At 48.5% G+C, this 24547-nt stretch carries 23 protein-coding genes and 1 pseudogene; 13 read left to right on the top strand and 11 right to left on the bottom strand.

Features of this window, described 5'->3' with window-relative positions; all coding sequences use genetic code 11:
* Nucleotides 1–10: 10 nt before the first annotated feature.
* Both HRE53_RS30175 and HRE53_RS30170 read left to right on the top strand, forming a co-directional pair.
* Nucleotides 11–358 carry a hypothetical protein gene (locus HRE53_RS30175; protein WP_212666828.1) on the top strand — a complete coding sequence of 116 codons (348 nt, stop codon included), beginning with the start codon at nt 11–13 and terminating at the stop codon, nt 356–358.
* 440 nt (nt 359–798) lie between these two features.
* The gene (locus HRE53_RS30170; RefSeq protein ID WP_212666829.1) at nt 799–1455 is read left to right on the top strand and encodes a hypothetical protein; all 657 of its coding nucleotides are present in this window, start codon (nt 799–801) and stop codon (nt 1453–1455) included.
* Between the two features lie 106 nt (nt 1456–1561).
* Here the strand turns inward: HRE53_RS30170 and HRE53_RS30165 are convergent, their stop codons facing one another.
* Nucleotides 1562–1921 carry a PleD family two-component system response regulator gene (locus HRE53_RS30165; protein WP_212666931.1) on the bottom strand — a complete coding sequence of 120 codons (360 nt, stop codon included), beginning with the start codon at nt 1919–1921 and terminating at the stop codon, nt 1562–1564.
* Between the two features lie 208 nt (nt 1922–2129).
* On the opposite strand from HRE53_RS30165, the gene HRE53_RS30160 reads away from it, so the two are divergent.
* Nucleotides 2130–2552, top strand: a complete 423-nt coding sequence (locus HRE53_RS30160) for a hypothetical protein (RefSeq protein WP_212666830.1) — start codon at nt 2130–2132, stop codon at nt 2550–2552.
* Entirely contained in the window at nt 2552–2875 is a 324-nt protein-coding gene (locus tag HRE53_RS30155) for a hypothetical protein (RefSeq protein ID WP_212666831.1), read from the top strand. The genes HRE53_RS30160 and HRE53_RS30155 overlap by 1 nt, the downstream gene beginning before the upstream one ends.
* A 70-nt stretch (nt 2876–2945) precedes the next feature.
* On the opposite strand, the gene HRE53_RS30150 is transcribed toward HRE53_RS30155, so the two are convergent.
* Both HRE53_RS30150 and HRE53_RS30145 read right to left on the bottom strand, forming a co-directional pair.
* Nucleotides 2946–3887 carry a ParB/RepB/Spo0J family partition protein gene (locus tag HRE53_RS30150; protein ID WP_235112210.1) on the bottom strand — a complete coding sequence of 314 codons (942 nt, stop codon included), beginning with the start codon at nt 3885–3887 and terminating at the stop codon, nt 2946–2948.
* Nucleotides 3884–4651 carry a ParA family protein gene (locus HRE53_RS30145; RefSeq protein ID WP_212666832.1) on the bottom strand — a complete coding sequence of 256 codons (768 nt, stop codon included), beginning with the start codon at nt 4649–4651 and terminating at the stop codon, nt 3884–3886. Before HRE53_RS30145 ends, HRE53_RS30150 begins: the two co-directional genes overlap by 4 nt.
* A gap of 108 nt (nt 4652–4759) precedes the next feature.
* On the opposite strand from HRE53_RS30145, the pseudogene HRE53_RS30140 reads away from it, so the two are divergent.
* Together HRE53_RS30140 and HRE53_RS35425 are read left to right on the top strand one after the other, a co-directional pair.
* Nucleotides 4760–5272, top strand: a pseudogene (locus HRE53_RS30140) (uridine kinase); the annotation flags it as partial.
* Between the two features lie 40 nt (nt 5273–5312).
* Nucleotides 5313–5387 (top strand): DUF4113 domain-containing protein, encoded by a 75-nt coding sequence (locus tag HRE53_RS35425; protein ID WP_249370308.1) that lies wholly within the window; start codon nt 5313–5315, stop codon nt 5385–5387.
* 144 nt (nt 5388–5531) lie between these two features.
* Here the strand turns inward: HRE53_RS35425 and HRE53_RS30135 are convergent, their stop codons facing one another.
* The 6 genes from HRE53_RS30135 to HRE53_RS30110 all read right to left on the bottom strand — a co-directional run bounded on the left by HRE53_RS30135 (nt 5532) and on the right by HRE53_RS30110 (nt 15011).
* Nucleotides 5532–6533: an ankyrin repeat domain-containing protein gene (locus HRE53_RS30135; RefSeq protein WP_212666834.1), complete on the bottom strand. Its 1002-nt coding sequence runs from the start codon at nt 6531–6533 to the stop codon at nt 5532–5534.
* Between the two features lie 183 nt (nt 6534–6716).
* Entirely contained in the window at nt 6717–8108 is a 1392-nt protein-coding gene (locus HRE53_RS30130; RefSeq protein ID WP_235112208.1) for a tyrosine-type recombinase/integrase, read from the bottom strand.
* 376 nt (nt 8109–8484) lie between these two features.
* Complete coding sequence (locus HRE53_RS30125; RefSeq protein ID WP_235112207.1) at nt 8485–11664, bottom strand: efflux RND transporter permease subunit; 3180 nt, start codon at nt 11662–11664, stop codon at nt 8485–8487.
* Between the two features lie 5 nt (nt 11665–11669).
* The gene (locus HRE53_RS30120) at nt 11670–12149 is read right to left on the bottom strand and encodes a FixH family protein (RefSeq protein ID WP_235112206.1); all 480 of its coding nucleotides are present in this window, start codon (nt 12147–12149) and stop codon (nt 11670–11672) included.
* A 64-nt stretch (nt 12150–12213) separates the two neighbouring features.
* A complete protein-coding gene (locus HRE53_RS30115) occupies nt 12214–13992 on the bottom strand; it encodes an efflux RND transporter periplasmic adaptor subunit (RefSeq protein WP_235112202.1) in 1779 nt (592 codons plus the stop codon).
* A 218-nt stretch (nt 13993–14210) separates the two neighbouring features.
* The gene (locus HRE53_RS30110; RefSeq protein WP_235112201.1) at nt 14211–15011 is read right to left on the bottom strand and encodes a glutaredoxin; all 801 of its coding nucleotides are present in this window, start codon (nt 15009–15011) and stop codon (nt 14211–14213) included.
* A gap of 156 nt (nt 15012–15167) precedes the next feature.
* Between HRE53_RS30110 and HRE53_RS30105 the strand changes: the two genes are divergently transcribed.
* From HRE53_RS30105 to HRE53_RS30085, 5 genes are read left to right on the top strand one after another with little or no spacing between them, the layout of a single operon-like run.
* Entirely contained in the window at nt 15168–15584 is a 417-nt protein-coding gene (locus HRE53_RS30105; protein ID WP_235112200.1) for a heavy metal-responsive transcriptional regulator, read from the top strand.
* 5 nt (nt 15585–15589) lie between these two features.
* Entirely contained in the window at nt 15590–16282 is a 693-nt protein-coding gene (gene rppA, locus HRE53_RS30100; protein ID WP_235112199.1) for a two-component system response regulator RppA, read from the top strand.
* Complete coding sequence (gene rppB, locus HRE53_RS30095) at nt 16279–17628, top strand: two-component system sensor histidine kinase RppB (RefSeq protein ID WP_235112198.1); 1350 nt, start codon at nt 16279–16281, stop codon at nt 17626–17628. The genes rppA (HRE53_RS30100) and rppB (HRE53_RS30095) overlap by 4 nt, the downstream gene beginning before the upstream one ends.
* Before the next feature lie 9 nt (nt 17629–17637).
* Nucleotides 17638–17880 (top strand): hypothetical protein, encoded by a 243-nt coding sequence (locus HRE53_RS30090; protein ID WP_212666844.1) that lies wholly within the window; start codon nt 17638–17640, stop codon nt 17878–17880.
* Nucleotides 17840–18103, top strand: a complete 264-nt coding sequence (locus tag HRE53_RS30085; protein WP_212666845.1) for a hypothetical protein — start codon at nt 17840–17842, stop codon at nt 18101–18103. The genes HRE53_RS30090 and HRE53_RS30085 overlap by 41 nt, the downstream gene beginning before the upstream one ends.
* Nucleotides 18104–18508: 405 nt before the next feature.
* On the opposite strand, the gene HRE53_RS30080 is transcribed toward HRE53_RS30085, so the two are convergent.
* Both HRE53_RS30080 and HRE53_RS30075 read right to left on the bottom strand, forming a co-directional pair.
* A complete protein-coding gene (locus tag HRE53_RS30080) occupies nt 18509–21667 on the bottom strand; it encodes an efflux RND transporter permease subunit (RefSeq protein ID WP_235112197.1) in 3159 nt (1052 codons plus the stop codon).
* A 37-nt stretch (nt 21668–21704) separates the two neighbouring features.
* Nucleotides 21705–22325, bottom strand: a complete 621-nt coding sequence (locus tag HRE53_RS30075) for a cobalt transporter (RefSeq protein WP_235112195.1) — start codon at nt 22323–22325, stop codon at nt 21705–21707.
* Between the two features lie 128 nt (nt 22326–22453).
* On the opposite strand from HRE53_RS30075, the gene rppA (HRE53_RS30070) reads away from it, so the two are divergent.
* Both rppA (HRE53_RS30070) and rppB (HRE53_RS30065) read left to right on the top strand, forming a co-directional pair.
* Nucleotides 22454–23149, top strand: a complete 696-nt coding sequence (gene rppA / locus HRE53_RS30070) for a two-component system response regulator RppA (protein ID WP_235112219.1) — start codon at nt 22454–22456, stop codon at nt 23147–23149.
* The gene (gene rppB / locus HRE53_RS30065) at nt 23146–24510 is read left to right on the top strand and encodes a two-component system sensor histidine kinase RppB (RefSeq protein ID WP_235112193.1); all 1365 of its coding nucleotides are present in this window, start codon (nt 23146–23148) and stop codon (nt 24508–24510) included. The genes rppA (HRE53_RS30070) and rppB (HRE53_RS30065) overlap by 4 nt, the downstream gene beginning before the upstream one ends.
* Nucleotides 24511–24547 lie beyond the last annotated feature (37 nt).

Raw genomic sequence — 24547 nt, 5'->3', positions numbered from 1 at the left:
GTGATTGTGGATGCTGAGTGAAGATATAGAGGGTTGGCGAGTGGGTCTAAAGTCTGAGACTCAAATCGGCCTGGAGTTTCAGACTTTGGAAATATCTGGGCCAGGAAATTTGAAGATTGAGATCCAACGCTTCGTTCTATCAGATGTTGCCATTGAGGGCTTTGTGAATTTGGAAAAAGAGCCACCACTGTATTACAAATTGGGTTTCTCGTATTTTGAAGTGGCGAACAAATGCAAGGTGTATCTCGATTATTATTTTACGGGGGAGCCAGAAGCATATCTGATCGTGGGATGCGCTCATTGGGTGATACCGTGCAAATTCGCACAGAAACTCGTCCATGTTTTCTTGCTGGGCTAGGTATTTGCCAATTCAGCACAGTTGACAAAACATGCCCATTTTGTCAGTACAGGAGACGAAAAAATACTGTTCTCAATCTCGTGTTCTGTCTCAGTCGTCATCAAATTAATCGCTTCCAACACAGTTGATTGAGAAAAGTACACTAAACATCAGCAAAGGTTAGTCTCCCTCCCCCACCGATCAGAAACCCTAATCTCCCAATCATTGTAGTACCAAGCCATTCACACTACCCTAGTCACTAGGCAGTGGGACAGACCCACCCAAAGTTTTTCCTCCAAATCCAACCCGCCTACGGCTCCAAATCGAGCCTGATTTTTGCTGGCGGTATATTCCCCAAGAGGCAAAGACCTCCCTTTCCGTTTTCTCAATATCAATATGGCCGACTTGGTTGCACATGCCAGTCGTGCCTATCCACTATTCGTTCTTAAAGGACAACACTCATGAGATTGATTACAAGCATTCAAGTAAAGCAAGCCGAACACACTGAAGTCATCGACACTGCTGCTACCCAAGTGGGCCTAGCTGCAAACAAAGCCTTCCTGTTCGTCATCCGCAAGGAAATCCAAGGCTGGAAAAACCTGACGGCCCTCATCTCTTGGGGATTGTCCAAGGTAGAACAAAAGCATGGCCCCATCTTTGAGGAAGTCAAAGGACGTACTGTAGCTGTTTTCCGCAAAGGTTGTCAGCAAGAGACGGTGTTCGTACAGGGGCTAATCAAGACCCAGCTCACGGATCGCCTTGATGCCCACTGGGAACTGCACGATAAGGCTATCGACTGGTTCAAGGTCCAGACTCAGGCATTCCTGGCCGATAGCCCGGTTGAGGATACTTCTGAGGTTGATGCTGAGGATCAGGCTCCTGATGTTGCGGAAGACCTGGAGGAGCTTGCATCTGTGGCTGAAGTGGAGGAGCCTATCAGTGAAGTTGAGGAATCCCCTGTCCTTGTCTTCGACCCTGACCCGCTGGATGATGAGCTGGGTGTTCCTCAAAACCCGACTCCTGTTGTGGCTAGTGGTGGGGGCAAGCGTCGGACTGCTAAGAAGAAAGTTGAGTCATCGCTGTCTAGCATGATGAGGGAAGAGGCCGCAAAGTCTTAGCCATGCAACCCCAACTCCCAGCCTCTAGAGAGAACTGGGGGTTAGGGTATCGTGTCAGGTATCCTAATCTCACCAATTGAAAGAAAGCTGTTTTTCAGCTCATTGCTTAGATAGCAGATTTAACAGCTTTTAAAAAATCTTCACGGGTGTAGGGCTTGGTAATGTATTCATCTGCCCCTTGCTTTCTACCCCAGAGCTTATCTAAATCCTGATTCTTAGTCGTGCAGATAATCACAGGTAATTGCTGAGTCGCTTCGTTCTTCTTTAGACTTCGGCACAACTCAAACCCACTCATTTCCGGCATGACCACATCGGTAATGACAAGATCAGGCTTTTGAGTTTCAGCTTTGCTCAACGCATCTTTGGCATCATCTGTGCTGACCACAAGATAACCCGCTTCTTTTAAATATAGACACATTAGCTTTAGTTCAGCCGGACTATCATCCACTACTAAAACAGTTTTCACTTGTTGTTTCTCCAATAAAAAATAGAGGTAAGCTCGTAAACAATGGCTTCACCTGATACATTTAGGGTGCCCTTTTTTTATCTAAGGCTTGCTATTTCTTACGTCGAAAATCCGCCTCCAGTAATGGATGTGTACGCGATTGAATAGGCACAAACCTTAGAAAGTGGAGTGAGGCGGTGCTAATATTCTGCTAGCGCGGATTAATCAAATGGTTTGTATCCCAACTCTTTCTCTCAAGCAATTAGCGATTGTGAGGCTTGCCAAAAAGTATCCTGGTAAGACGATTAAACTGTATTGTGAAATGCCAATCATCAATCATGGTGAACCCTCAACTGGATATACAGCCGTTATTCAGAAGCTGATTGATTTAAATTTGATTGAAGTTAAGTCCAAACTGATGCATTTTGATTTCTCGCGGTTTCAAAAGAAATCATGGGCTAAGTTCAGCGCAGATATAGAGTATCCCTCTATCCTCGTCTGGGAAAGATGGCGAGATAAGTTTATTGCTAGGCAGAAAGGCTCGGAACGTGTAGCCGTACCTGGGAAAGATTTTGAAGACTTCAGCTATGTGTGGATTCAAGAAATAGGAGTTCAGGTGATTCAACCCAGGGAAGACTCAATCCTCCAGTAGTGCAACATCTCCAAGTAAAGCCAGGGAGCGGAGCAAAGGCACGGCTTTGCGATGGCGACATTGCCGATCTAGGGTGCGCTAAGCTCTTGCTTGTTTTGGGGCACCCACTCTCGCATCATCTCAAGCCCATCATCGACTCAACAGCAGCCCCCGGAACCTGCACTGCGGCGAGCGGTTTTTCTTCCCTTAACATCCTCACTAACAACCCCTCATTCCCATTTGCGAATCTCCCTGAGACTTTCCTCTATCCCAGATTCCGGCAAAACTTGGCAGACTCGACCCTAGCGTTGCACCAGATTGGCTTATTTAGATCAGACTCTTGAAAATCCTTCAGAAAATGTTTGCTGGAGTTACATAATGTAATTTTGAAGTGCTTTCCGTCGGATATCGTGGTTAATCCTCACCCTCAAGTAGCCTTGTTAACTGCAAGAGAAGTCTTTCCAGTTGCTTTTTCTTTTTGGGATTTTTCCAGATCTTTGACTTTTTAACTTGTTTATAAGCTTGGTCAATATCCTGCATAAGAGGTCCGCCTTGATTAGGCTTTATGCTTTTTGGGATAAGTTCTTGGACTCTTAGTTTAATTTCAGCGAGAGTTAAGTCATTTTTTATGGCAGTCTTTAGTAATCGCTGCCTTTTAGGCTTATCTTGAATTCGGGCGATTATACTTCCTTTAGTATATTCTAATTTCCCATCTCTTACTGCATTTAAGACATCTGTAGGCCATTTCAGTAAAGGCAGACGATTCCTTACAAAAGATTTCCATGTCATGCCACCTACTGTCTTGAAAATAGTTTCTATTATTTCTGCCTCCGGTTTACCCGTAACGTTACGGGTAACTTTACCCTTTGCTTCATTATCCATCCGTTGAAGAAGGGCAATTATGGAGTCACGCTTCTGCTGAAGTTGATAAGACAGCAGATAGAGAATTCCCTCAGTTTCTTCAACTGGATTAAGATCTTCCCTCTGTAAATTTTCAACAAGTGCAAGTTGTATTGCTTCTTCATCAGTTAATTCACGAATTGATACTGGGACTTCTTCAAATCCGGCTGATTGTGCAGCACGTAATCTTCTCTCTCCTGCGACTAACTCATACCTATCCTCAGAGATAGGACGCACGATTAGGGGTTCCAAAATTCCATGAGTCTGTATAGATGTCGTCAATTCCTTCATCTTTTCAGGATTGAAGTAACGACGAGGTTGCTCTTTTGATGCTTGGATCTTAGATACTTCCAGAGTATGTTGATAAAAAGAGCTTGAATTCTTAGGTAAAGGTTCAATCAAAGCTCTTACCCCGCTCATAGGTTCATATGGGGTGCGTTCTTTACGTCGTGTCACAATAATTCCTCTAAGTCTTTTGCAATTCCATCCAATATAGTTACTGCCGGATGACGTGAATTATATACAGCGAGTGGTTGTCGTTCTTGTGAAGCATCAGCAAATGCAGTTGAACGAGGTATTGGTGGATAGACTTTTGTGATAGGAGCAAGTTGTGATTTTAAGAATTCTAGGGCTTCCAAGTCTTGTATTGTTCCTTTTGTATATAAATTTGGAATTAAACCTGCAATCTTTAAATCATGTTCTAGTACTTGTCTAACTTCAGCGATCGAATTCAATACTAGGTCTGTTCCTTGTGTACTTTTAAAGTGTGTTTGGCTTGGAATGAGGACATAATCTGATGCAACTAGTCCTAGAATACTCAAAATTCCTAGAGTTGGTGGTGAATCTATGAGTATGAAGTCATAATTGTTCTTTATCGGAGAAAGAGCTTGCTTCAACCGAGATTCACCACGAAGAATAGATGAGAGTTGTTGTTCAGCGGCACTAAAAAGAATATTTGAAGGTACTAAATCCATGCCATGCAGAGTGCAAATTGGAAGAGGCTCTTTGTCCAATATTGAATTCTTGATGGTTTTCTCAATCTGGTTAGGTGCTAACCCCATAAAAAGTGTGAGGCTTGCTTGAGGATCAAGATCAATTAACAATACTCTTTTATCGCTAATCGCTAAGTGATAGCCTAAGTTCATAGTTAGTGTACTTTTTCCAACCCCACCAGCTTGGTTAAATAATGAGATAATCCTCACTTTCCTCGAATTCTTCATGAGGTGGCAATTTATAAATAGAAGACAGCCATTATTGTAAGTGCTATTGACCCAGCGAGATTAGGTAGAGATTATGAGATCCACTAATCTTTTCATCCCACCCCACCCATGACTACACCCACAATCATCGGCATAGCTGGCGGCAGCGGCTCAGGTAAAACCACCCTGGCTAATGCTTTAGTCGATCGCTGTAATGGCAGTGCCCTAATCATCAGTCACGATCGGTACTATCGGCATATGCCCTGTGGTAACTATGATCTGCCAGAAGCTCTGGAGACTGACCTGATGATCGATCATCTGAAGGGACTGCGGTCTGATCACCCTGCAGAGTTGCCTGTGTATGACATGATAGGCAATTCCCGAAAAGAAGAAACTGAGCTAGTGCATCCCCATCCGATCATTATTGTCGAGGGAATCTTTGTGCTGACCCTGCCCGAAATTCTGGAGTGTCTGGACTTCAAGGTTTACGTCGAGACTCCAGATGGTCTACGGATGAATCGGAGGATTGTCAGGGATGGCAAGGAGAAGCTGAGGTCAGAGTCCAATGTGATTCAGGAATGGCAGGCTAATGTCATGCCTACTCATAAAGAGCTGGTTGCGCCTGGTGCTGCATTGGCAGATCTCGTGGTGTCGGGTGAGGGAGATGTGACAGACCTGGCGAATGCAGTCCAAGTGGCGATCGCCGAGGTATACGACATACTGGGCTGAAGTTGCCCGTGGCGAATTGTTGAGTTAGCTGGGGTAAAATCGCAACAAACAACAGGATAACAACTAGATCTGACGATTTCCTTATTTCGTCAGTGCTCTGCTATATCGAGACTCCCCGGTTTTAATCGCTCTAATCAGTTCTTGTCCCATCCATTTTTTGCACTAGAGTCGATCAATTTGCCACGCTCCCTAAAGTCATTTCCATTTCATTAATTGCAATATCAATTAACTCCTCATCGAAACCTTTATCCTGCTCAAAGTCACTTGCTAAAAGCAAAGCTGACTCACCCTTCATTCCTTGATGATGTATATTTGCACCTGCTTGAAGTAAGAGATTGACAATCTCTACTTGACGACTTTTTGATTCTCCAAAAACAGTCTTTGTCCCAAATGTCCAAGGGATATGAGCATCAACAGCTATCATTAATGGTGTCCAGCCATCTGTTTTGTTAGGAATATCAACTGATGCACCTAATTCAATCAGCGAGGAGGTTGCTTTAACATATCCGTTGTGAGCAGCAGTCCACAGAAAGGTACATCCATTATCTAACAAGGTATTGATATCTAAACCTTGTGATATTTGGCTTTGGCACCTTTCCAGAAATTGAACAGAGAGAGAACTGATCGTATCGATTGGATCTTGTTCAAAAATAGTTACCTTAGCTAAATCAGTCAGCCACTGACCGATATCATCTTGATTGCCTGAGCTTGGACGAGCATTAACCGTCCGTTGAAATGTAGCTTCATCATCTGAACTTGAAATTGAGTGATGCTGGATTCCTTCAGCTAAGTGTAAGGTTGCCTTCCTGCGATGGCTTATAGAAGCTAAAGGAGCCAAGAAATTAAACACTTCTTGTTTCCCACGAGCAGCAGCAGTTATTAAAGGATCTGAGGTAAACCTGTCTTCATCATCTTCAAAACCGAAATCATCAAACTCAGGATAGGTATTTTCTGATTTTTTGTATATTTCTAGAGGTTCTATTGATGCTCCATTCTGTACTAATAGCTTAACGACGTCTAATCGATCACTCATTAATGCTAAATAAACAGGACTTTCAGGGACTTCTTCTTGAAGAATATAGTCACAGCTTGTTGTTCTTTCAATCAAGGATATAAATCTTTCCAATGGAGAATTTTGAGAAATTGCTCGTCTAAATTCTTGTGAAAAATCCATAGATACTCTTTGACCTAAAAAATTATCTAGTGCTGTTTCCTGACAAAGTGGCTACAAATGAATACACTTAATACTTAGTGATTCCTTCTTTAACTATTTTGGCAAGGCTTTACTGCTATCCAATGATTTCTTGAAGACCTAGTATTTTAGAATCAGCGGGAGCAACCCGCTGCCCCCTCACTATCAAGCCATCCCCAACCACACCACCTTCACCGCACAATCATCTAGCTCTGCCAGTAGCTCCATATCCCATTTCATCTGATCGGTGATAGCAGACAACGCATTATCTTCCTCAACCAAAACCGTCAGCTCATACTCATTCCCCCTCTTCTTAGGTTTGACCATCTGATACGAACTCAAGACCTTTTCCTCGATCGCTTTCCTGACCGCACTCTTCTTCTTCCCTGAAACCTCAAGAGTCAGCCCTACCTGGACTGCATTCAAGGGCATATCCACAACCCTAATCTTGGGCCAGTTCGCACGCTCATCAACGATAGCCTTCAGCTCAATTGCCTTTTCAGCCACTGGCACCTCACTAAAAGCCACCAGCTCCTCCAGCGGCATCGGCTGTCGTTCCACTTCCCCTTTACTTTCTAAGAACACTCCTTTAGCCGTCCGATACCGGACCTTCTGGGAATAGACCTCGAATGCCTTTACAGATCGCTGCCGCATCAACGTCATCGCCAAATATGCATCCATGCCATTCTCAATTAATTGACTCGCATAGGTATGTCGTCCTTTATGGGGATGAATATCAGGCCAGCCTGCATCTTGGGCCAAGGCTTTGACCATCTTATAGATCCCCTCATACCCCAACCGTTGACCCTTATTTCGATGACTCGTAGAGACAAACATCGGATCATCCGCTGTCATCCCTCCCTCACCGTCCACCATCCGAACTCGAAGATTAGCCCGCAGTGCTTCATCGGTTTGCTCATCGACAGGCACCCGACCCACGGATCCATGCTTGGCCTGACGGATAGTGATTTCCACCCCGTTATAATCCCCAGCATTGAGACTAGAGATTTCCTCTGCCCGCATCCCGGCAAACACCATCAAACAGAGGATCGCCCGATCTCGTCTCTGTGTCTTCCGCTTCTCCAGTGCCTCAAACAGTGCTTCCACCTGAAACAGCTCTAGATTCTTCCCCTCCGTCTCTGGCGTTACTGGAATACTAATGGCCGCACCGGGATTGTCCTCGATATACCCAGCCTTCTTAAGCCAAGAAAAGAAGCTTTTAAGAGCCGTCAATATTGCCCCTACCGACCCCTGCTTTAACTGCTGACCTGACTCTAGATAAGTCTTGTAGCGTTTCAGATCGTTCATAGTAATCTGATGCCAGTCCTTGTTCACCCACAAACTGAACTGTCGTAGATGACGTTCATAGTTGCGTCGGGTGTTAGCCGCCAGGTTCTTCAGGGTGAGGAACTGTTCGATTCTGACTTGACGCAAGTTCACCACCGCTGGCTTAGGCAAGGGCGTTTCAGATGCAGGTTTGCTCTCCTCTAGTTTTTCTGTGCCGAACTCAATCAGACGGACGGTTGGGATGTCGGAAGTTTGAGAGAAACGCGACATAGATTTGACCACAGAACGAACTTGAAGATCACTATATAAGATCGGTGATTGTTACTCCAGATTTCTATATATAGCACTACGCATTTTGCTTAGGACGGATTTCATGCTTAGAAGCTGGCAACCGAATAGTTCTGCTCGATGAATGTCTTAACACGCTTTAGTAGCGCTATAAAATCTGGAATAAGAATCACAGATCTAATAGTGTGATCTTGAACTTCATGCTCTGTGGTGTAATTGATGTTGCGTTTTGCTCAACGCTCCGACATTCCACCCGTCCGTCTCATTAAGCTTGACAGGAAAAACCGGAGGAGAACAATTCCTAGTCAAACTCGACTTATGTGTGCAGGGCCGGTTCAAGGAACTTCCTATGGAACTTCTAAGGCTTATTCACTTGTAGCGATTTTCGTTGCTTTCCCTGAGATCTTCTTTGCGTTAAGCCCTTGATGAACTCTATAGCATCATCCACAAACGTATAGACAATCGGCACCACAATCAGCGTTAGCAGAGTCGAAATCACCAGCCCTCCTAAAATCACAGTTGCAATAGATGAATAGGCATCCGAGCCAATTTCAGGGAAGAAGGCCAGCCGAACTACAACAATTAGTGTGGTCAGTGTAGTCATCACAATTGCTTTTAGCCGTACTGGTCCAGCCTGTGAGATCGCCTCCTCTCTGGAAATACCTTCTTTTCGCTTGGTTATAATCAGCTCCAATAGCAAAATTGCTGCTGACAAAGACAGTCCCGAGAGAATGATAATCCCCAGAATTGAGACCGTGGACAGCGTTTGATTGGCGAGAATCAACCCACCAAAGACACCCACGAGTTGCAACGGTACCGATAGCATCATCACCAAGGGGTGAATAAAGGAATTGAACTGGATGACCAGAATGATATAAATCAGCACTAGCGAAATGGCTAGACCATCGAGCAGGCGTGTGAACTCAGTCATCATATCGGTCATATCACCCATGGAGTCAATCCCATAGCCAGGTGGAATCTCTAACTCAGCTCCAGCACGCATGGCGATCGCCATACTCAGATCCATTGAAGCAGGACCCTGACGGCGGTAGTAACCATTGACATAAACCACCCGCTTGCCGTTGACATGTTCAATCAACGTTGGTCCTTGACGATAGTCGAGCTGCACCAGTGTATTCATGGGAACCTGTTTGCCATAGGATGTTGTCAGGTAGGTGCTTTCTAAATCTTGGACTGTTCCCCGATCCACTTCGTCATAGCGTACTAAAATTGAATTTTGTCTTAGATTTGGTCGGTTGTAAGAACGCTGGGTCATACCGCCATTAAGGGCAAATCGGGCTTGGGTGGCAATGGCTTCTACATTCAAACCCAACTCCTGGGCACGGCGGCGATCAATATTTAGCATTAGCTCTGGCTGAGTCATGGCTGCGCTGGTGTGAGCCATCATTAGTCCCGGTGTTTCTTCAGCAATCCGCAACACGTTGTTCGCCAGTTTGTGGAGGATATCGAGATCATTGCCATAGATCGCTAGCTGAACGGGTGCAGCGGAGGTAGCCATTACATCCACACCCATTTCTTTGAGCGCCAGCCGTCGGATACCGGAAATCGTTGCCATTGCCTCGGCATGAACCTCATCCATCACTTGCCAGATGTCACGCTTACGATTCAGCTTCAACGTCACGGTGAGCGAGGCAGTATTGGCATTGCCCATACTGTAGCCCGTGAAGTAGGTGCTATTTCGGGTAAGTTCAAAGCCCACTTGGGAGGAGACTTTTTCCACCTCAGGCTGTTGGAGTAACAGCGCTTCTAGCTGGGCAGTACTGGAATCGGTTTTAGCAAAGGAACTACCTGCCTCCATTTCTAGTGAAGCCATAAACTGCCCGGAATCGCCTAGGGGCATCATTTCCTGAGGTACGAGCGGATAGAGCGAGATTGCCAGCACCACCGTAGAAGCGATGACGGCCAAAGTCACTTCCCGGTTGCGAAGCGTTAGCTGTAAGAGCCAGCTATAACCGCGTTCTAATTGTCGGAAACTATAGCTAATGGGGGTCAGCAGTTTTTGTAACCAAGTTTTGTGACGGGTTGGAGGCCAGGTGCGATAAAAGAATGCTGCCAGGAGTGGTACCAGCGTGACCGACACCACTACCGACGCCACAAATGCAAAAATCATCGGCCACACAAGGCCCACAAACATGAGTCCTGTCAGACCACCAGACAGCATGCTCGGCAGCAAGGCAGCTACCATCACACAGCTGGCTGCAACACTGGCTAAAAAGACTTCACCAGTTCCCCGAATAGCCGCTGCTAGCGGACGGAATCCCTGGCGGATTTTTTGCTCGATGGCGTCAATCACAATAATGGAGTCATCCACCAACTTCCCGATCGCCATCATCATGCCAATCAATGTCGAAGAGTTGAGGGACATCTGCATGGGGCCAAAGGGTAATGTTGAAAGCGCCAGCGACATGGGAATAGAAATCATGATCAATGCTGTGGCACGAAAATCTTCTAGGAAGAGTAAAATAACTCCCCCAGCGAGAAGAACACTGATGAGCAATTCCTTAAACGTGCTCTGCAAAATGATATCGACCAGGAAGGAGTTGTCATAAGCTTCTTGAAATTCCAATCCTGGATATTCCTGTTTAATCTTCTCTAGTTCTGCACGCACCCGTTTAATCACTGCAGGTGAACTAGAGTCCGGCTTTTGAATAATGTTCACAGCGAGGGCCGCTTGGCTGTTGTAGCGGTAACTGCTGCGCCGTTCTTCAAAGGTATCCTCAACCGTCGCCACATCCCGAAGATAGACCACTTGGCCATCGCGCTCTAGAAGTGGATAGGCCAGCAATGCTGCTGCATTTTGCACCCGCTCATCAGTGCGCACGAGGATTTCTGTGTCCCCCTGAGTTAGGATGCCAGAGCCTTGACTCAAATTATTCCGATCCAGAGCATCACGCACCTCTACAATAGATAGCCCATAGGCTCCCAACTTTTGGCGATCGACAATCACTTGGAGCTGTCGGCGGTAACCACCAAGGATCGAAACTGCCTGGACATTTTCCACTTGGGTGAGTCGATCCACTAGGGTATTATCGGCAAACTCCCGTAACTGCACCGGGTCCCATTGATCCCCCATCAGGGCCAAGGTCAACACAGGGCGGTTTAAGGGGTCAATGGGCAACACCCAGTAGGAACGGGCGTTAAGTCCTTGCAGTTCAGTATCTCCTTCCGCTGCGTTCATAAGGCTTTGGACGGACTGCACTGCCCGGTTAATGTTGCCGCCCCAGCCAAACTGGATCGTTACTATGGATAGATTTTGCTGGGAGGTTGAACGCACGAACCGGACATCTTCCAGTACCGTCATTCGCTGTTCCAGAGGTTTGGTAATATAGGCTTCCACTTCCTCCGGTGAAGATCCAGGGGCCTGGGTAATGACGGCTACCAGCGGACTTTCCACGTAGGGCATCATCCTCACTGGCAGCCCCAGTAAAACCAGTAGTGACAGGATCAAGATGCCGATATAGAATGCAGTCACTAGGACTGGATGCTTGATAGACCAGCGGGTAAGGAATTCTTTCACTAAAGTTACTTGATGTTAAAGGCTAGGGTTGCAGGTTCAGCATCCTTGGCCTTCACCTGAACTGTCCAAGGACCTGCCATCCCAAAGTTGGTTTTAATTTTGAACTCCTGGGCTTTATCTCCGGGTTCCACAATGGCCAGGGAGGTCATATCTGCTTCGCCTTCCATAGGCATTGAGACTTGGACAGAGACATCATCTGGTGTGAGATTCTCCTTTTCAACGTGGACCACAAGTTCGGCATCGCCCATGGGCATTTCGGCGGATTTAGGACTCACCAAATGAATATCCTTGGACTGTTTTGCCTGCTCTGTGCCTGAAGTTTGGCTGTGGCCCATGTCTTCCCTATCGCCATCGGACTTGGATTTTGCCTGCTCTGTGGGAGCTTCTGCGCTGTCCGGTGTCTCTGTAGCTTGTTCTCCTGATTGCGCACTACAGGAAAATAGAAATGTGCTCACGAGAGCGATCGCCAAAAATAATTTCTTCATATCAGTCCTCATAATGAATGCTGTTGATATTGTTTGAGGTCAATTCAATTCCTCGAAAGGCGCTCTATTGAGCCGTTAGCTTGAACTGGGCGCGTCCTTGATGCTCGGCATCCTTGATTTGGGCCTTAATCACCCAGTCTCCCTTCATCCCAAAGTGGGTCTTAACCCGGAACTGACCCGGTTTCGGCAAAGCTTTGAGGTCTACCATGGCAGTCATAGGAGCCATATTTTTCATGGGCATCGTCACATCCACTACGAGCTGCTTAACGGCCAAGGGGGATTGAGTGGCCGCATCGACCACTTGCAAAATCAACTCCTCGGTTCCGGCCTTCACAGTTTTCGTCTTGGGACTGACCAGCTGAATTGAGACATTTCCTGCTGTCGGTGTAGACAATGAAGCCACGGGCTCACCAGCCGCGTTGACGACCGCAACCTTTGAGTCCTCTAACAATCGCGAAGTGCCCGTTGTAATGACACGATCGCCAGACTTCAAGCCCTTAAATATTTCAACGCGATCACCACTCACGAGTCCCTGTTTTATCCTGCGCCGCACTGCAACTGCCTCTTCGCCACTACCCTGCACCACCCACACCGCTGGCTGCCCCCGAAACTGATGCAAAGCCGTCTGGGGGACGGACAGTGTTGCGGGTTTACTGGCTTTGATGATCTGCATTTCTAGAAACTGCCCCGACAGTAGTTGATCGCTGGGGTTATTCACCACTGCTTCCACTGTGACTGTGCGGGTTTGGGGATCCGCGCTGGGGAAAATGCTGGTGATTTTGCCTGTAATCGGTGGCATCTTCGTACCCGGAATCACGGCTTTGACGCGGGTTCCTTTACCAATGCCGACCGCATCAGCCTGAGCGACATTTGCTCGTAGCCTTACCCGGCTATAGTCCCCAATTTTGAGCACTCCCATTCCGGGCTGAACCACTACCCCCGGATCGGCCATCCGAGACTGTACAATCCCGCTAATGGGAGCGGTGAGATTGGTATAGCGCTCCATGACAACCGCTGTGTTTGCCTTTGCTTGGAATTGGTTGATCTTGGCACGGTCTCGCCCTAGCTCTGCCTTCATTCGCACCCACTTGGTTCTTGCTCCCGAAATTGCCGACTCCTTGGCTGTCACCTCTGATGCAACGAGGTCATAGTCGTTTTGGGAGATGGCCCCACCTGCGACCAGAGCTTTAAAACGTTTGGCCTTGAGCTTCATGTAATCCAGTTCAGCAGCCATACGGTCAATCTCACGTTGTTGTTCCTCTAACTGCATACTGTTGGCGACCAAAATCTCACGCATGACGTCCCTCTCAGCCTTCGCCTCGACCAAATCAGTTCGTCGCTCTAAAGCATCGAGTTGGACAATCACTTGACCCTTTTTAACGCGATCGCCCGGATAAATTGAGTAGTCCTTGAGCTGCCCCGCGATGCGCGGGTACACCGTGACTTCAAGATAGGGATATACCGAGCCTGTGTACTGAACCGTTTCCTGAACCAAACCGGGACGGATTTCCTCTACCTGAACGGGGACTGCATTGAATGCCCCATCCACGGCCATCATCTCATCATGGGACATACCCCCATGATCCATTGCTCCCTGCTCTGTATCTGACATCGCCATCCCACCGAAATGTTTGACAGCAAACCAGATGCTACCTGAGAGGACAATGAAAATGCCCAACGCCAATAAGCTTCGGAACGGACGAAAGCCAAGGGAATGGCTGATCGAGGCGACCTGAGAGTCATTATCCTCGCACGCATCGGCCTCAGTCTCCTTGGCTTTGGCTAGCGAAGAAACAGATATTTCCGACTCAGCTTGGTTCGGCTCGACGCTTTCTTGGGGCATTTTTTTACTGAATTTGCCTAGCTGAACTGAATAAACGCTTGCTTACACAAGCATAAATACCAATTATGAAATCAGGATGAGATAGCTGAGATCCAAACAATAGAAAAAAACTCAATCTAATGGGGATTGTTCGTTTCCCTTGCAATGGCCAAATCAACTAAATGGTTGTGACAAACCAATCAAGAACATTATCTGGATCGGGTTGTTACTGTCTCAGGTCAAGCTATTTCATTATGAAGTTGAACAATGGCAGAGGGTAATGGCTCTGGCAAGCGAGTAGATTCTGGCTTACCTTCAGTAGTTGCTGCGAAGATCAGGAACGCTCCCATACCAGCCATAAGCGCGTTTTCAGCAAAGCTGATGATACCCAGTGGTGTCTTGGTATTACCGCCCACGCAGGCACAATTCAACGCCAGCTTATCGATATAAACTGCCTTGAACACTGAGATAGCACCATTGACTCCAATCAACAGAGAACTAATTCCGGTTAACAGTGGTGCCACTCCAGATAAGAAACCTAGGCCAATCAGCAGTTCCGCAAAGGGGTAAGTTCTACCATAGGGTTTGAATGTTTTGGTAATAAGGTCATACTTTTGAAATCCTTCGACAAAGGCATCTAGATCCATCAGCTTCAGGGATGCCAGCATCGATAGTGATACCCCCATAAAACCTGTCATTCCTAACGAGGTTGCAAGGGTAATTAAACCAGCCGTGGAGAAGAGGACAATCACAGGTGTGTAGGAGTAGTCAGCAGACTCAACTTCCACACCAAAATGTTGGGCCAGATCGGTATAGCCGCCGATACGTTCCTCTCCAAAAAAAATTTGCGGCGTGGTGGGAACGTCATATTTTGCTTTAAATGCCTCCACCTCTTCCATAGAGCGCAATTGGTGGTCTTCATACTCAATGCTTTGCTCATTGAGCAAATTGATGGCCTTCAGGCCCCAGGGACAGTCATGGTCTGGGGTAGACATTCGATAGAGTCTAACAGTTGTCTGGGTTGTGTTTAAGGTCGTCATAACTCACCTACTCTGTGCGATTAGAGTCATTCTTAAGCTAAACCCTACAGTTGACTAGAGAGTCAAGGGGCCAACATCGCTTACCTGGATTATCAACTTGACCCTATAGTCAACTGTAGGGTTTAAAGTGAAGGTAGTTTTCAACCAAACGGAAAGATGATAACAGCCATACGCCTGAAAATTGGTGAGGTTCGACGGCAAACTGGGGTTGCTGTTGGGGCATTGCGATATTACGAAAGCTTGGCGTTAATCCACTCAGAACGCGGAGACAATGGCTACCGCTACTATCCCCAAGAGACTGTGCGGCAGGTGCAGTTTATCAAGAAAGCACAAACCTTGGGTTTCTCCCTAGAAGAGATTCGGGAAATCCTCAACATTCACCAACAAGGAGATATTCCTTGTGAATGGGTTCAATCCCTGCTGCAAGATAAGATTGAACAGCTTGATCATCAAATCCAGCAGATGATCACCTTTAAATCCGAATTGGAACACTATCGAGATCGCTGGGCGACCAACCAGCCTCGACCTCAAACCGATGATATCTGCCCTCTGATTGCAACGGTTTCCTTGTAACGTTTATGCGAGTTCTACTGGTCGAAGATGAACCAGATTTAGGCGCTGCCATCAAGCGCACTCTCACCCAAGAAGCCTATATCGTTGATTGGGTTCAAGATGGTTTAGAGGCTTGGGGCTACCTGGAGAGTCAGTGGGCACAATATACTCTCGCCATTTTTGATTGGCTATTGCCAGGACTCTCCGGCGTGGAGCTGTGTCAACGCCTCCGCACTCAGAATAGCCCCCTACCTATATTGATGTTGACAGCAAAAGATCGCCCGGAAGACACCGCCGAAGGCTTAGATGCGGGAGCCGACGATTATTTAGTCAAGCCTTTTCGTAAGATTGAGCTTTTGGCCCGACTGCGAGCATTGCAGCGACGTTCCCCCTACTTTCAACCTCAGCAACTCCAGGTAGGACGGCTAACCTTAGACTATGGGACTCACAACGTCTCTATCGCGGACGTAGATGGGCAAGTCCCGCAAAGTGTTCTCCTGACCCACAAAGAATTTCAACTCCTAGAATATTTCATGCAGCATCCAACGCAGATTGTGACCCGCGATCAGATCCTCAACCAGCTCTGGGGGGCTGATGCTTATGCTGTTAGTAATGTGGTGGCCGCCCTCATGCGTCAACTGCGGCGCAAGCTTTCTGAACAGGGCTGTGAAAATGCCATTGAGACGATCTATGGTGTTGGCTATCGTCTCAGCCTATGAATGAGATAAAGCTATTTCGTCAGACGCGCTGGCGTTTGGCAACTTGGTATGCAGGCGTAATGGGCATCATTCTTGCCCTAAGCGCTTTGGGAGTTTATGAAGCCATTGATCATGCCCACCGGATTGCCGCAGATCGAGAATTAAAGTCCATTGCAGGCCGACTACATGACAACCTAGAACCCACGTTACAGCAGCCGGGTATTATCTCAGACGCTGCAAAGCGTTTCTTACCAAATTCTTGTGTTGGTTTCCATCAATGCTCAACGGCTATTGTTGCCAATCACTCACCTGGAGAGGTATTCCAAGGTGGCTACTACATTCGACTGCTCAGTCCTACCGAAGAACTCTTAGCCATGGCTGGACTCAAGACTCAGGGGTTGCCCATGACCTCACCGACGAAACCATGGCAATTTCTCAAGGACCAATCAAAAATCCGCTATCGCCAAATTACTCTACCGCTACAGAATTCAAATGTACCCCTATGGGGATATTTGCAAGTGGGTAGTTCTCTGGAAGTCTCTGACCAATATCTGGCGTCCGTGAGATTGGCATTTTTTATCGGTTTCCCCTTAACACTAGCTTTTGTGGGAGTGGCCAGTTGGTGGCTAGCAGGGCAGGCGATGCGCCCAATTCATCAGTCTTATCAGCAGATGCAGCAGTTCACCGCCGATGCCGCCCATGAGTTGCGGACGCCCATTGCCGCAGCACAAGCAACGGTAGAATCCGTCTTAGACGCTCCTCACCTTTCGGAAACCGAGACGCGAGAGACACTTAAAGTTCTGGATCGTCAACACCAGCGCTTGTCACAACTGATTCAAGACTTGCTGTTGCTAACGCGATTGGATCGTCAGGCCCAAACCAGCCCGGAGCAGTCCTGTTGTCTTCAAGATTTGGTGAATGATATTGCTGAAGAGTTGGCAGCTCTGGCCTTGAATAAACAGGTGCAACTCCAAACTGATATTCAGGTTGATCAGCCGCTGCGGGTTAATGGGGATGAAGCACAGTTGTACCGCCTCGTCTTCAATCTGGTGATCAATGCGATTCAGCATACTCCTGAAGGGGGCAAAGTCACACTTTCGCTAGAGAAGAAAGACCAGCAGGCGGTGATACAGGTGCAAGATACGGGAGTAGGGATTACCCCTGAATACCAATCAAAAATCTTTGACCGCTTTTATCGCGTGAATAGCGATCGCAACCGACAAACGGGCGGCTCGGGTTTGGGGCTGGCGATTGCTCAGGCGATTGCAAAAGCGCATAGAGGCAAGATCCAGGTCCAGAGCCGATTAGGTCAAGGTTGTTCTTTTCGAGTTTACCTTCCCCAGGCAACGAAGTACCCCCTATGCTAGGATTCGGGCATGACACGTCAAGAAATGCTGCAAACGATTAGTCACTTATTACAGCAACAGCCTCAAGAGAAGCTGGAGGCTGTTTTGGGTTGGCTGGAACAGAGCGATGATGACTTTGAACGACGACTGCGTACTGATGTAGAAGCGGGGCAGTTCGATCAGCTCATTGCTGATGTTATCGCTGAAGATGAAGCAGGAGAGACAATCAATCTTGAAGCATCGTGCGACAAAGACCTTTTGGAAGCTGTATAACAAGCTGTCTCCTGACCTGCAACGCCAAGCCCGCAAACAGTATCGACTGCTTCGACGTCATCCACAACATCCATCTTTACGATTCAAACCCGTTAGCAAACTGTGGTCGGCAAGGGTCAACGATGATTACCGGGCCTTAGCAGTCAAACGTGATGATGCTTACGTGTGGTTTTGGATTGGTCCCCATCGTGAATACGACAAAATTCTTAGCAGTAGTCACTAGATTGGGCTAGGAGAGACCAGCGGCTTAGGCTCTGAGTTAGTGATTGCAAATGCCATTGCAAAAGCACATAAAGGCAAAATGCAAGCCCAGAACCAGTTAAGGTAAGAGACTACCTTTGCGGTACTTTTCCAGAGCTGTAAGTTGGGCCAGCGGGCGCATTTAAACAGAAAGTTGCGCTTTTACTTGAAATCCTTTTCCTGCATAGCTTCAAGATCGCGATATTGGAATTTGCTAAGAAAACCCTCGTTAATTTAGTGCTCTGGAATTAGCCAGTATTTTGCCCTAAACAGCAGAAGAAAAATCATCTAAAGATCAAACTTGTCATCTTGCTCATTGAAAAGCGCAATCACATCTCCTTGCCTGAAACCAATCCCGACCTCAGTTCAGCAAAATACGGGAGTACTATCAGTCAATGACTTTCGATATTGATGCACTGTTATGGGCCTGTGCTGTCTTTATATCTGTCCGGATAGGCTTGGGCATAAACCAGCGACCAAACCGGGCATAGAGGGCCGGAATCACCAGCAAAGTGAGAGCTGTGGAGGTGAACAACCCTCCCAGGACAACAATCGCCAATGGCTGGAGGATTTCGTTGCCTGCACCGTTGGTGATTGCCAGGGGCAACATCCCCAGGGCTGAGGTCAAGGCTGTCATCAGAATGGCGTTTACTCGTTCTAGTGAACCGTGGAACACCGCTTTCTGGAGTGGCAATCCCTCAGCAAACTTGCTGTTGTAATTGTCCACCAGCAATAAACCATTGCGAACGGCCACCCCAAACAGGGTGATGAAACCGATCAATGAGGCTACTGACATAACACCACCTGTCAATAGGATAGAGACGATTCCCCCTACCAGTGCTAGGGGTAGGTTGATCATGATCGCCACGGTTGCAGGGAGGGATTTGATGGAGAGGAACATCAGCACCGCAATCGCAATCGCCGCCAGAATGCTGTACACCAACAGATTATTAGTGGCGCTTTGCTCTGCCTCGAACTGCCCACCATACTGAATGAAGTAGCCTTTGGGCAATTGCACCTTCTCTTGGATCTGGGTTTGGATATCACTAACGACGCTGCCCAGATCTCGATCAGAAACGTTTGCCGACACCACAATCAGGCGAGACACATCTTCGCGGTTGACGACATTTGCCCCCATACCATAGCCAACCTTAGCCACATCACCTAGTGAAATCACTTCTCCTGTTGATGTCGAAAGGGGAATGGCACTGATGGCATCCAAGCTACTGCGAGCCGATTCGGGCAATGTGACGGTAATATCAATCAACTGCTGATCTTCTGGCACCTGAGAAACAACCCGACCGTTCAGGGCCGTTTCCACCACGGTCGAGAGTTGGGCCATCGTCAGACCATAGCCCGCTGCGGCTTTCCGATCGTACTGAATCTGCACCTGGCGAATGGGCAGTTGAGGCTCAAGCTGTAAATCCACTATCCCTGCAATCGGTTCGACGGTATCGCGTACCTGTTCACCAATACTCCGAAGTTCGGCCAGGTCCGGACCAAAGATTTTGATCGCAATTGCGCTCCGTACCCCAGAGAGGACCTCATCCATCCGGTGAGAGATAAACCCACCCACGTTAGGCGCGACCCCAGGCAGTTTCAGGAATGCTTCTCGCAGTTGCTTAACGCTAGCGTCCCGATCCTTCAAGGCTTGGTCGCTGAGTTCGATATCGACGTGGGCCATGTTCACACCCGCACCATCAGCATCGCCCGGAGAACGACCAGCCCTTACCTGAACCCATTTATACAGAGGATTGTCCTTCAAAGAGTTGGCCAGGGCATTGCCCGCACCATTGGTGATATCCAGCGAGATGCCGGGAAACAGCACCATTGAATTTACAAGAGATGTTTCCTGAAACTCTGGCAGAAACACCCGCCCCAATGACGGCACGATCACTGCGACTGCCACCAAGGCCGCTAGAGCCAGGGCGAGAATAAGCTGAGGGACTCGCATTGACAACCTCAGAAGCGGTCGATAGAGCTGTTCGGCCAATCGTGACACGAACGTACCTTCCTGGGGCAAATTCTGATTTGCTAGCAAAATGGCACAGAGGGCAGGCGATAAGGTCATCGCCACTAGAGTGGAAGCCAGAATTGAGAACAGATAGGCCAGTCCCATTGGGGCAAAGATGCGACCCTCCACCCCAGTCAAGCTAAAGATAGGAGCAAACACGACGACAATAATCACCGTGGAAAAAATCACTGCTAGCCGTACCTGAACTGAGGTATCAAACACCACTTGAAAAGAAGGTTTGGGATTGCCCTGGGCCTGATTCTGGCGCAGACCACGATAGCAGTTCTCCATATCCACAATTGCATCGTCCACCACCGAGCCGATGGCAACTACGAGCCCCCCCAAGGTCATCGTGTTGATGCCCAGGCCAAAGGCTTTCATGAACAGTAGGCCAATCAGCAGCGATAGAGGAATGGCGCTGAGGGTGATAATCGCCGTGCGCCAGTTCATCAAAAACAGCAACAGGATCACCGATACGATCACCACCCCCTGGAGGAGAGAGCCGCTGACATTGCGAATAGCCAAATCAATGAAGTTAGCCTGCCGAAACGTGCGGGTCACCTGCACATCTCCTGGGAAGGTGGGTCGCAAATCAGCGATCACATCCTCAACTGTTTTAGTGACGGTGGGTGTATCCACTGCTGGCTGCTTATTAATCATCAACACCACCGCTGGCTGACCATTCAGGCTGGCATCACCCCGCTTCAGAGCGGCTCCAGTCTGCACAGTGGCCACATCCCGTAGCAAAATCGGCTGGTCATTCTGTATCTTGACGACCGATCCCTGCAAGTCCTCAATGGATTGAATTTGCCCCATGCCTCGCACTAGCAGTTCCCGGCCCCCTCCAATCAAGAAGCCACCTGGCGCATTGGAATTGGCACCGGTAGCAGCAGTAGTGACTTCATTGAGGGATACGTTGAGATCCCTCAGCTTTGCAGGATCAATCAGGATCTGTTCCTGTCGCTCATCACCCCCATAAATCGTCACCTGGGAAACGCCTGGGACTGAGAGAATCTGGTTTCTCAGGGTGACATCTACCAGGCGACGCAGATCAATCATGGACGTCTGTCCTTGACCATCAACGGTGAAGGCGTACTGCAAAATCGTGCCCAACGGTGACACCAACGGTGAGATTTCTGGCGGATGAGTATTTTCGGGGAGTTGGCTGGTGACCTGTTGCAAGCGTTCAGTCACGGCTTGGCGTGCTTGATAGATGTCGGCATCTTGATCAAACACGACGCTGACCATCGACAGACCCACCTTTGAGGACGATCTCACCGTCGTTACCCCTGGCAAGCCATTGACCGAACTCTCAATGGGCACGGTGATCTGAGTTTCCACTTCTTCAGGGGCTAGGCCGATGACTTCCACCTGGATATCTACCTGGGGCGGGGCGAAGGATGGGAACACATCCAGTGGCATTTGGGTGACGCTGAAGATACCCCAAATCGTGACCGCGATCGCCCCCGCGACAATGAACCATCGCTGAGCAATGGAATTTTTGAGAATTTGATTCAGAAGTGCATTCAGCATCTATCGAGAATTTCCCCTAACTGTTGGAATAGGTGTCTTATGAGAGGGTGTTTTTCTTTTTACGACCGTTGCTGATCAACACAATCGCCACGACAGATAACCCAATGCCGCCTCCCACTGCAGCCAGCAGAGTCTTAGGCATACCACCAGATTTTTCAGCGGTGGCAGCTTCACTGGGATCGCCTTTGACCATATCGCCTTTCTCGTCGGCCTGAGCATGAGCTTCATTGGTTGCAGGCGCTGCTTCTGTAGCTTGAGTTTTGCGAGACTCAGCATACAGAGACAAGCTGCCCTCAGTCACTAGCTGCTCATCAACCGATAACCCTTCTAAAACTTCGACCATTTCGCCTTTGGTTGCTCCTGTGGTGACGGGCACCGGCTCATAGAAATTTTCGTACTGCACAAATACCAATTGCCGACCGTTATCTTCGACCAGAGCAGTCACGGGAATCATGACAGTACCACTAGCATCAGCGGCAGGCTCAATAGAGGTGACCTTAATGCCGAGCAACGAATCGGTTTGAGTGTTGACCTCGACACGATTCACGCCGCCTTCAGCCTGGAACTCATCGCCATGACCCACGTGGGCCATGGCAGCAGGTGTGCTCATAGCAAGGCTCAAGGCTAGAATAGAACTCAATAAGGGCAACTGCTTCATGGTATTTCCTCGCAATTTTCGACAGCACGCAGCAAAATCCCCAACAGGATGCCACAGGGCAGATGAAAATCAGATGAAATGAGCACGACTCCGGTAGAATCGGCTTCGTGGTGGATAGCTTCGGTGCTATGCGGATTCTACTGGTAGAAGACGAAGAAGATTTGGGACTGGCGATTAAGCAAGTGCTGGTCGGGGAAAAGTATGTGGTGGACTGGGTTACTGACGGGGCACAAGCGTGGCACTGCTTGGAAAGCCAGTGGACGGATTACACGCTTGCAATTTTTGACTGGCTGCTGCCAGAACTCTCCGGCTTAGAGCTATGTCAGCGACTCAGAGCCCGCCAAAATCCACTCCCGGTGCTGATGCTGACTGCTTTGGGGCAACCTGAAAATCGCATCGCTGGGCTGGATGCGGGAGCCGACGATTATTTGGTGAAACCCTTCGTCATGGAGGAACTGTTAGCACGACTGCGGGCCTTACAGCGGCGATCTCCCCAGTTAAAGCCCCAACAGTTAACCGTGGGTGTTTTTACCCTAGATGATGCTAACACGCTGCTTCAAATCGACCTCCCCGATCAGCCTGTCCAGGAGATTCCTCTCACACTGAAAGAGTTTCAGGTGTTGGCCTACCTGATGGAAAATTGTGATCGTATCATCCCCGGCAGTAAGCTACGCTCCCAGTTATGGGACATTGACGAAGAACCCATCAGTAATGTCGTCGCCGCTCAGATCCGCCTGTTGCGCCGCAAGTTTGACCGCTATGACTGCGATTGTCCCATCGAAACAGTACCGGGGCAGGGATATCGCTTTAGGATATCCCCATGAATAGCCAACAGCTTTTTCGTCGGAGTCGCCTGCGGTTAGCCGCCTGGTATGCCCTGGTCATGGGAGGGATTTTGGGCCTATTGGGCTCGGGAATGGCCCACATTCTGGTGCAAGCGAACTGGGCCGCACTAGAGCGTGAAATTGAGTCCAGTGCGGGGACGTTGCACGATAGCCTAGAACCAATGCTGCCCCCTGCACAAGACCCGACAGGGGTGCTGCAGCAAATCTTTCCTGATCTGTGTGTAGTAGAGCAACCCTGTGAACCTAATCCATCTCTGATTCAACGCCACACCTTAGGAATTAGCGATCGGACCACGTATTACATTCGCCTATTCGATAACCAGGGAAACCTGCTGGCCTATTCCCCCAATCAGCCAGAATCGCTGTCTTCCACCCTAAACCCCGATACCTGGCAAACCCTACAAACCAAAGATAGCCAACGCTATCACCAGTTCACCACCATTCTTCACGGTGCGGCCCACACCCATGCTCTCGATGAGGAACCTCACAAAGCTCCCTCCTGGGGATATCTTCAGGTGGGACGGACCCTTGCCGCTTTTGATGCAGAACGGCAGCGGTTGCAGTGGATTTTAATTGGGGGCTTACCCTTGGCATTGGGGTTGGTTGCCGTTTCGAGTTGGTGGCTATCGGGTAGGGCAATGCAGCCGATTTATCAGTCCTACCGACAGCAGCAGCAGTTTACCGCCAATGCTGCCCATGAGTTGCGGTCGCCCCTTGCCAGCCTTCTTGCTACGGTAGAAGCTATTCTCCGTCTACCACCAACACAGTCGGAACAAGTGCCAACGTTGTTGAAAACGGTGGAGCGTCAGGGTCATCGTTTAAGTCAGCTTGTGACCGATCTTCTCTTGTTGACCAGTCTGGAGCAAAATACTACGGCACAACCGCCCCAACCTTGCTGCTTGAACGATATCGTTGCCGACTTGACAGAGGAATTTGCAGAGTTAGCTGCCACAACCCAAATCCATCTCAATCATCAGATACCCGATATCGAAATCCGCATCATGGGTCAGGAATCGCAACTCTATCGCCTGGTGTCTAACCTGATGGCCAATGCGATTCAGTACACGCCACCAGGTGGTTCGGTCATGGTGTGTTTAGCTGCTCACGATCGTATTGCCACTATTGCCGTCAAAGATACGGGAATTGGCATTCCTCTAGAAGCGCAAAGCCATGTTTTTGAACGCTTTTATCGAGTGAACAGCGATCGCTCTCGTAAAACTGGGGGTATGGGGTTAGGACTTGCCATTGCTAAAGCAATTGTGCAACGGCACCGGGGGCAACTTGCCCTTGATAGTGAGATGGGGCAAGGCAGTGTATTTACTATTTCGCTTCCTTCTTGATAATCAGCCATTCTGAGCCTGTTCTATGCAGGCATTG

The organism is Acaryochloris sp. 'Moss Beach', assembly GCF_021497025.1.
GTDB lineage: Bacteria > Cyanobacteriota > Cyanobacteriia > Thermosynechococcales > Thermosynechococcaceae > Acaryochloris > Acaryochloris marina_A.
This window is presented reverse-complemented; position numbering and strand designations above follow the sequence as displayed.

What these genes read in the sequence shown, in the direction of transcription:
- HRE53_RS30175 (WP_212666828.1), top strand. Translation starts at nt 11, where the DNA reads ATGCTGAGTGAAGATATAGAGGGTTGGCGAGTGGGTCTAAAGTCTGAG.
- HRE53_RS30170 (WP_212666829.1), top strand. Translation starts at nt 799, where the DNA reads ATGAGATTGATTACAAGCATTCAAGTAAAGCAAGCCGAACACACTGAA.
- HRE53_RS30160 (WP_212666830.1), top strand. Translation starts at nt 2,130, where the DNA reads ATGGTTTGTATCCCAACTCTTTCTCTCAAGCAATTAGCGATTGTGAGG.
- HRE53_RS30145 (WP_212666832.1), bottom strand. Translation starts at nt 4,651, where the DNA reads ATGAAGAATTCGAGGAAAGTGAGGATTATCTCATTATTTAACCAAGCT.
- HRE53_RS30135 (WP_212666834.1), bottom strand. Translation starts at nt 6,533, where the DNA reads ATGGATTTTTCACAAGAATTTAGACGAGCAATTTCTCAAAATTCTCCA.
- HRE53_RS30130 (WP_235112208.1), bottom strand. Translation starts at nt 8,108, where the DNA reads ATGTCGCGTTTCTCTCAAACTTCCGACATCCCAACCGTCCGTCTGATT.
- HRE53_RS30120 (WP_235112206.1), bottom strand. Translation starts at nt 12,149, where the DNA reads ATGAAGAAATTATTTTTGGCGATCGCTCTCGTGAGCACATTTCTATTT.
- HRE53_RS30115 (WP_235112202.1), bottom strand. Translation starts at nt 13,992, where the DNA reads ATGCCCCAAGAAAGCGTCGAGCCGAACCAAGCTGAGTCGGAAATATCT.
- HRE53_RS30110 (WP_235112201.1), bottom strand. Translation starts at nt 15,011, where the DNA reads ATGACGACCTTAAACACAACCCAGACAACTGTTAGACTCTATCGAATG.
- HRE53_RS30105 (WP_235112200.1), top strand. Translation starts at nt 15,168, where the DNA reads ATGATAACAGCCATACGCCTGAAAATTGGTGAGGTTCGACGGCAAACT.
- rppA (WP_235112199.1), top strand. Translation starts at nt 15,590, where the DNA reads ATGCGAGTTCTACTGGTCGAAGATGAACCAGATTTAGGCGCTGCCATC.
- rppB (WP_235112198.1), top strand. Translation starts at nt 16,279, where the DNA reads ATGAATGAGATAAAGCTATTTCGTCAGACGCGCTGGCGTTTGGCAACT.
- HRE53_RS30090 (WP_212666844.1), top strand. Translation starts at nt 17,638, where the DNA reads ATGACACGTCAAGAAATGCTGCAAACGATTAGTCACTTATTACAGCAA.
- HRE53_RS30080 (WP_235112197.1), bottom strand. Translation starts at nt 21,667, where the DNA reads ATGCTGAATGCACTTCTGAATCAAATTCTCAAAAATTCCATTGCTCAG.
- HRE53_RS30075 (WP_235112195.1), bottom strand. Translation starts at nt 22,325, where the DNA reads ATGAAGCAGTTGCCCTTATTGAGTTCTATTCTAGCCTTGAGCCTTGCT.
- rppA (WP_235112219.1), top strand. Translation starts at nt 22,454, where the DNA reads ATGCGGATTCTACTGGTAGAAGACGAAGAAGATTTGGGACTGGCGATT.
- rppB (WP_235112193.1), top strand. Translation starts at nt 23,146, where the DNA reads ATGAATAGCCAACAGCTTTTTCGTCGGAGTCGCCTGCGGTTAGCCGCC.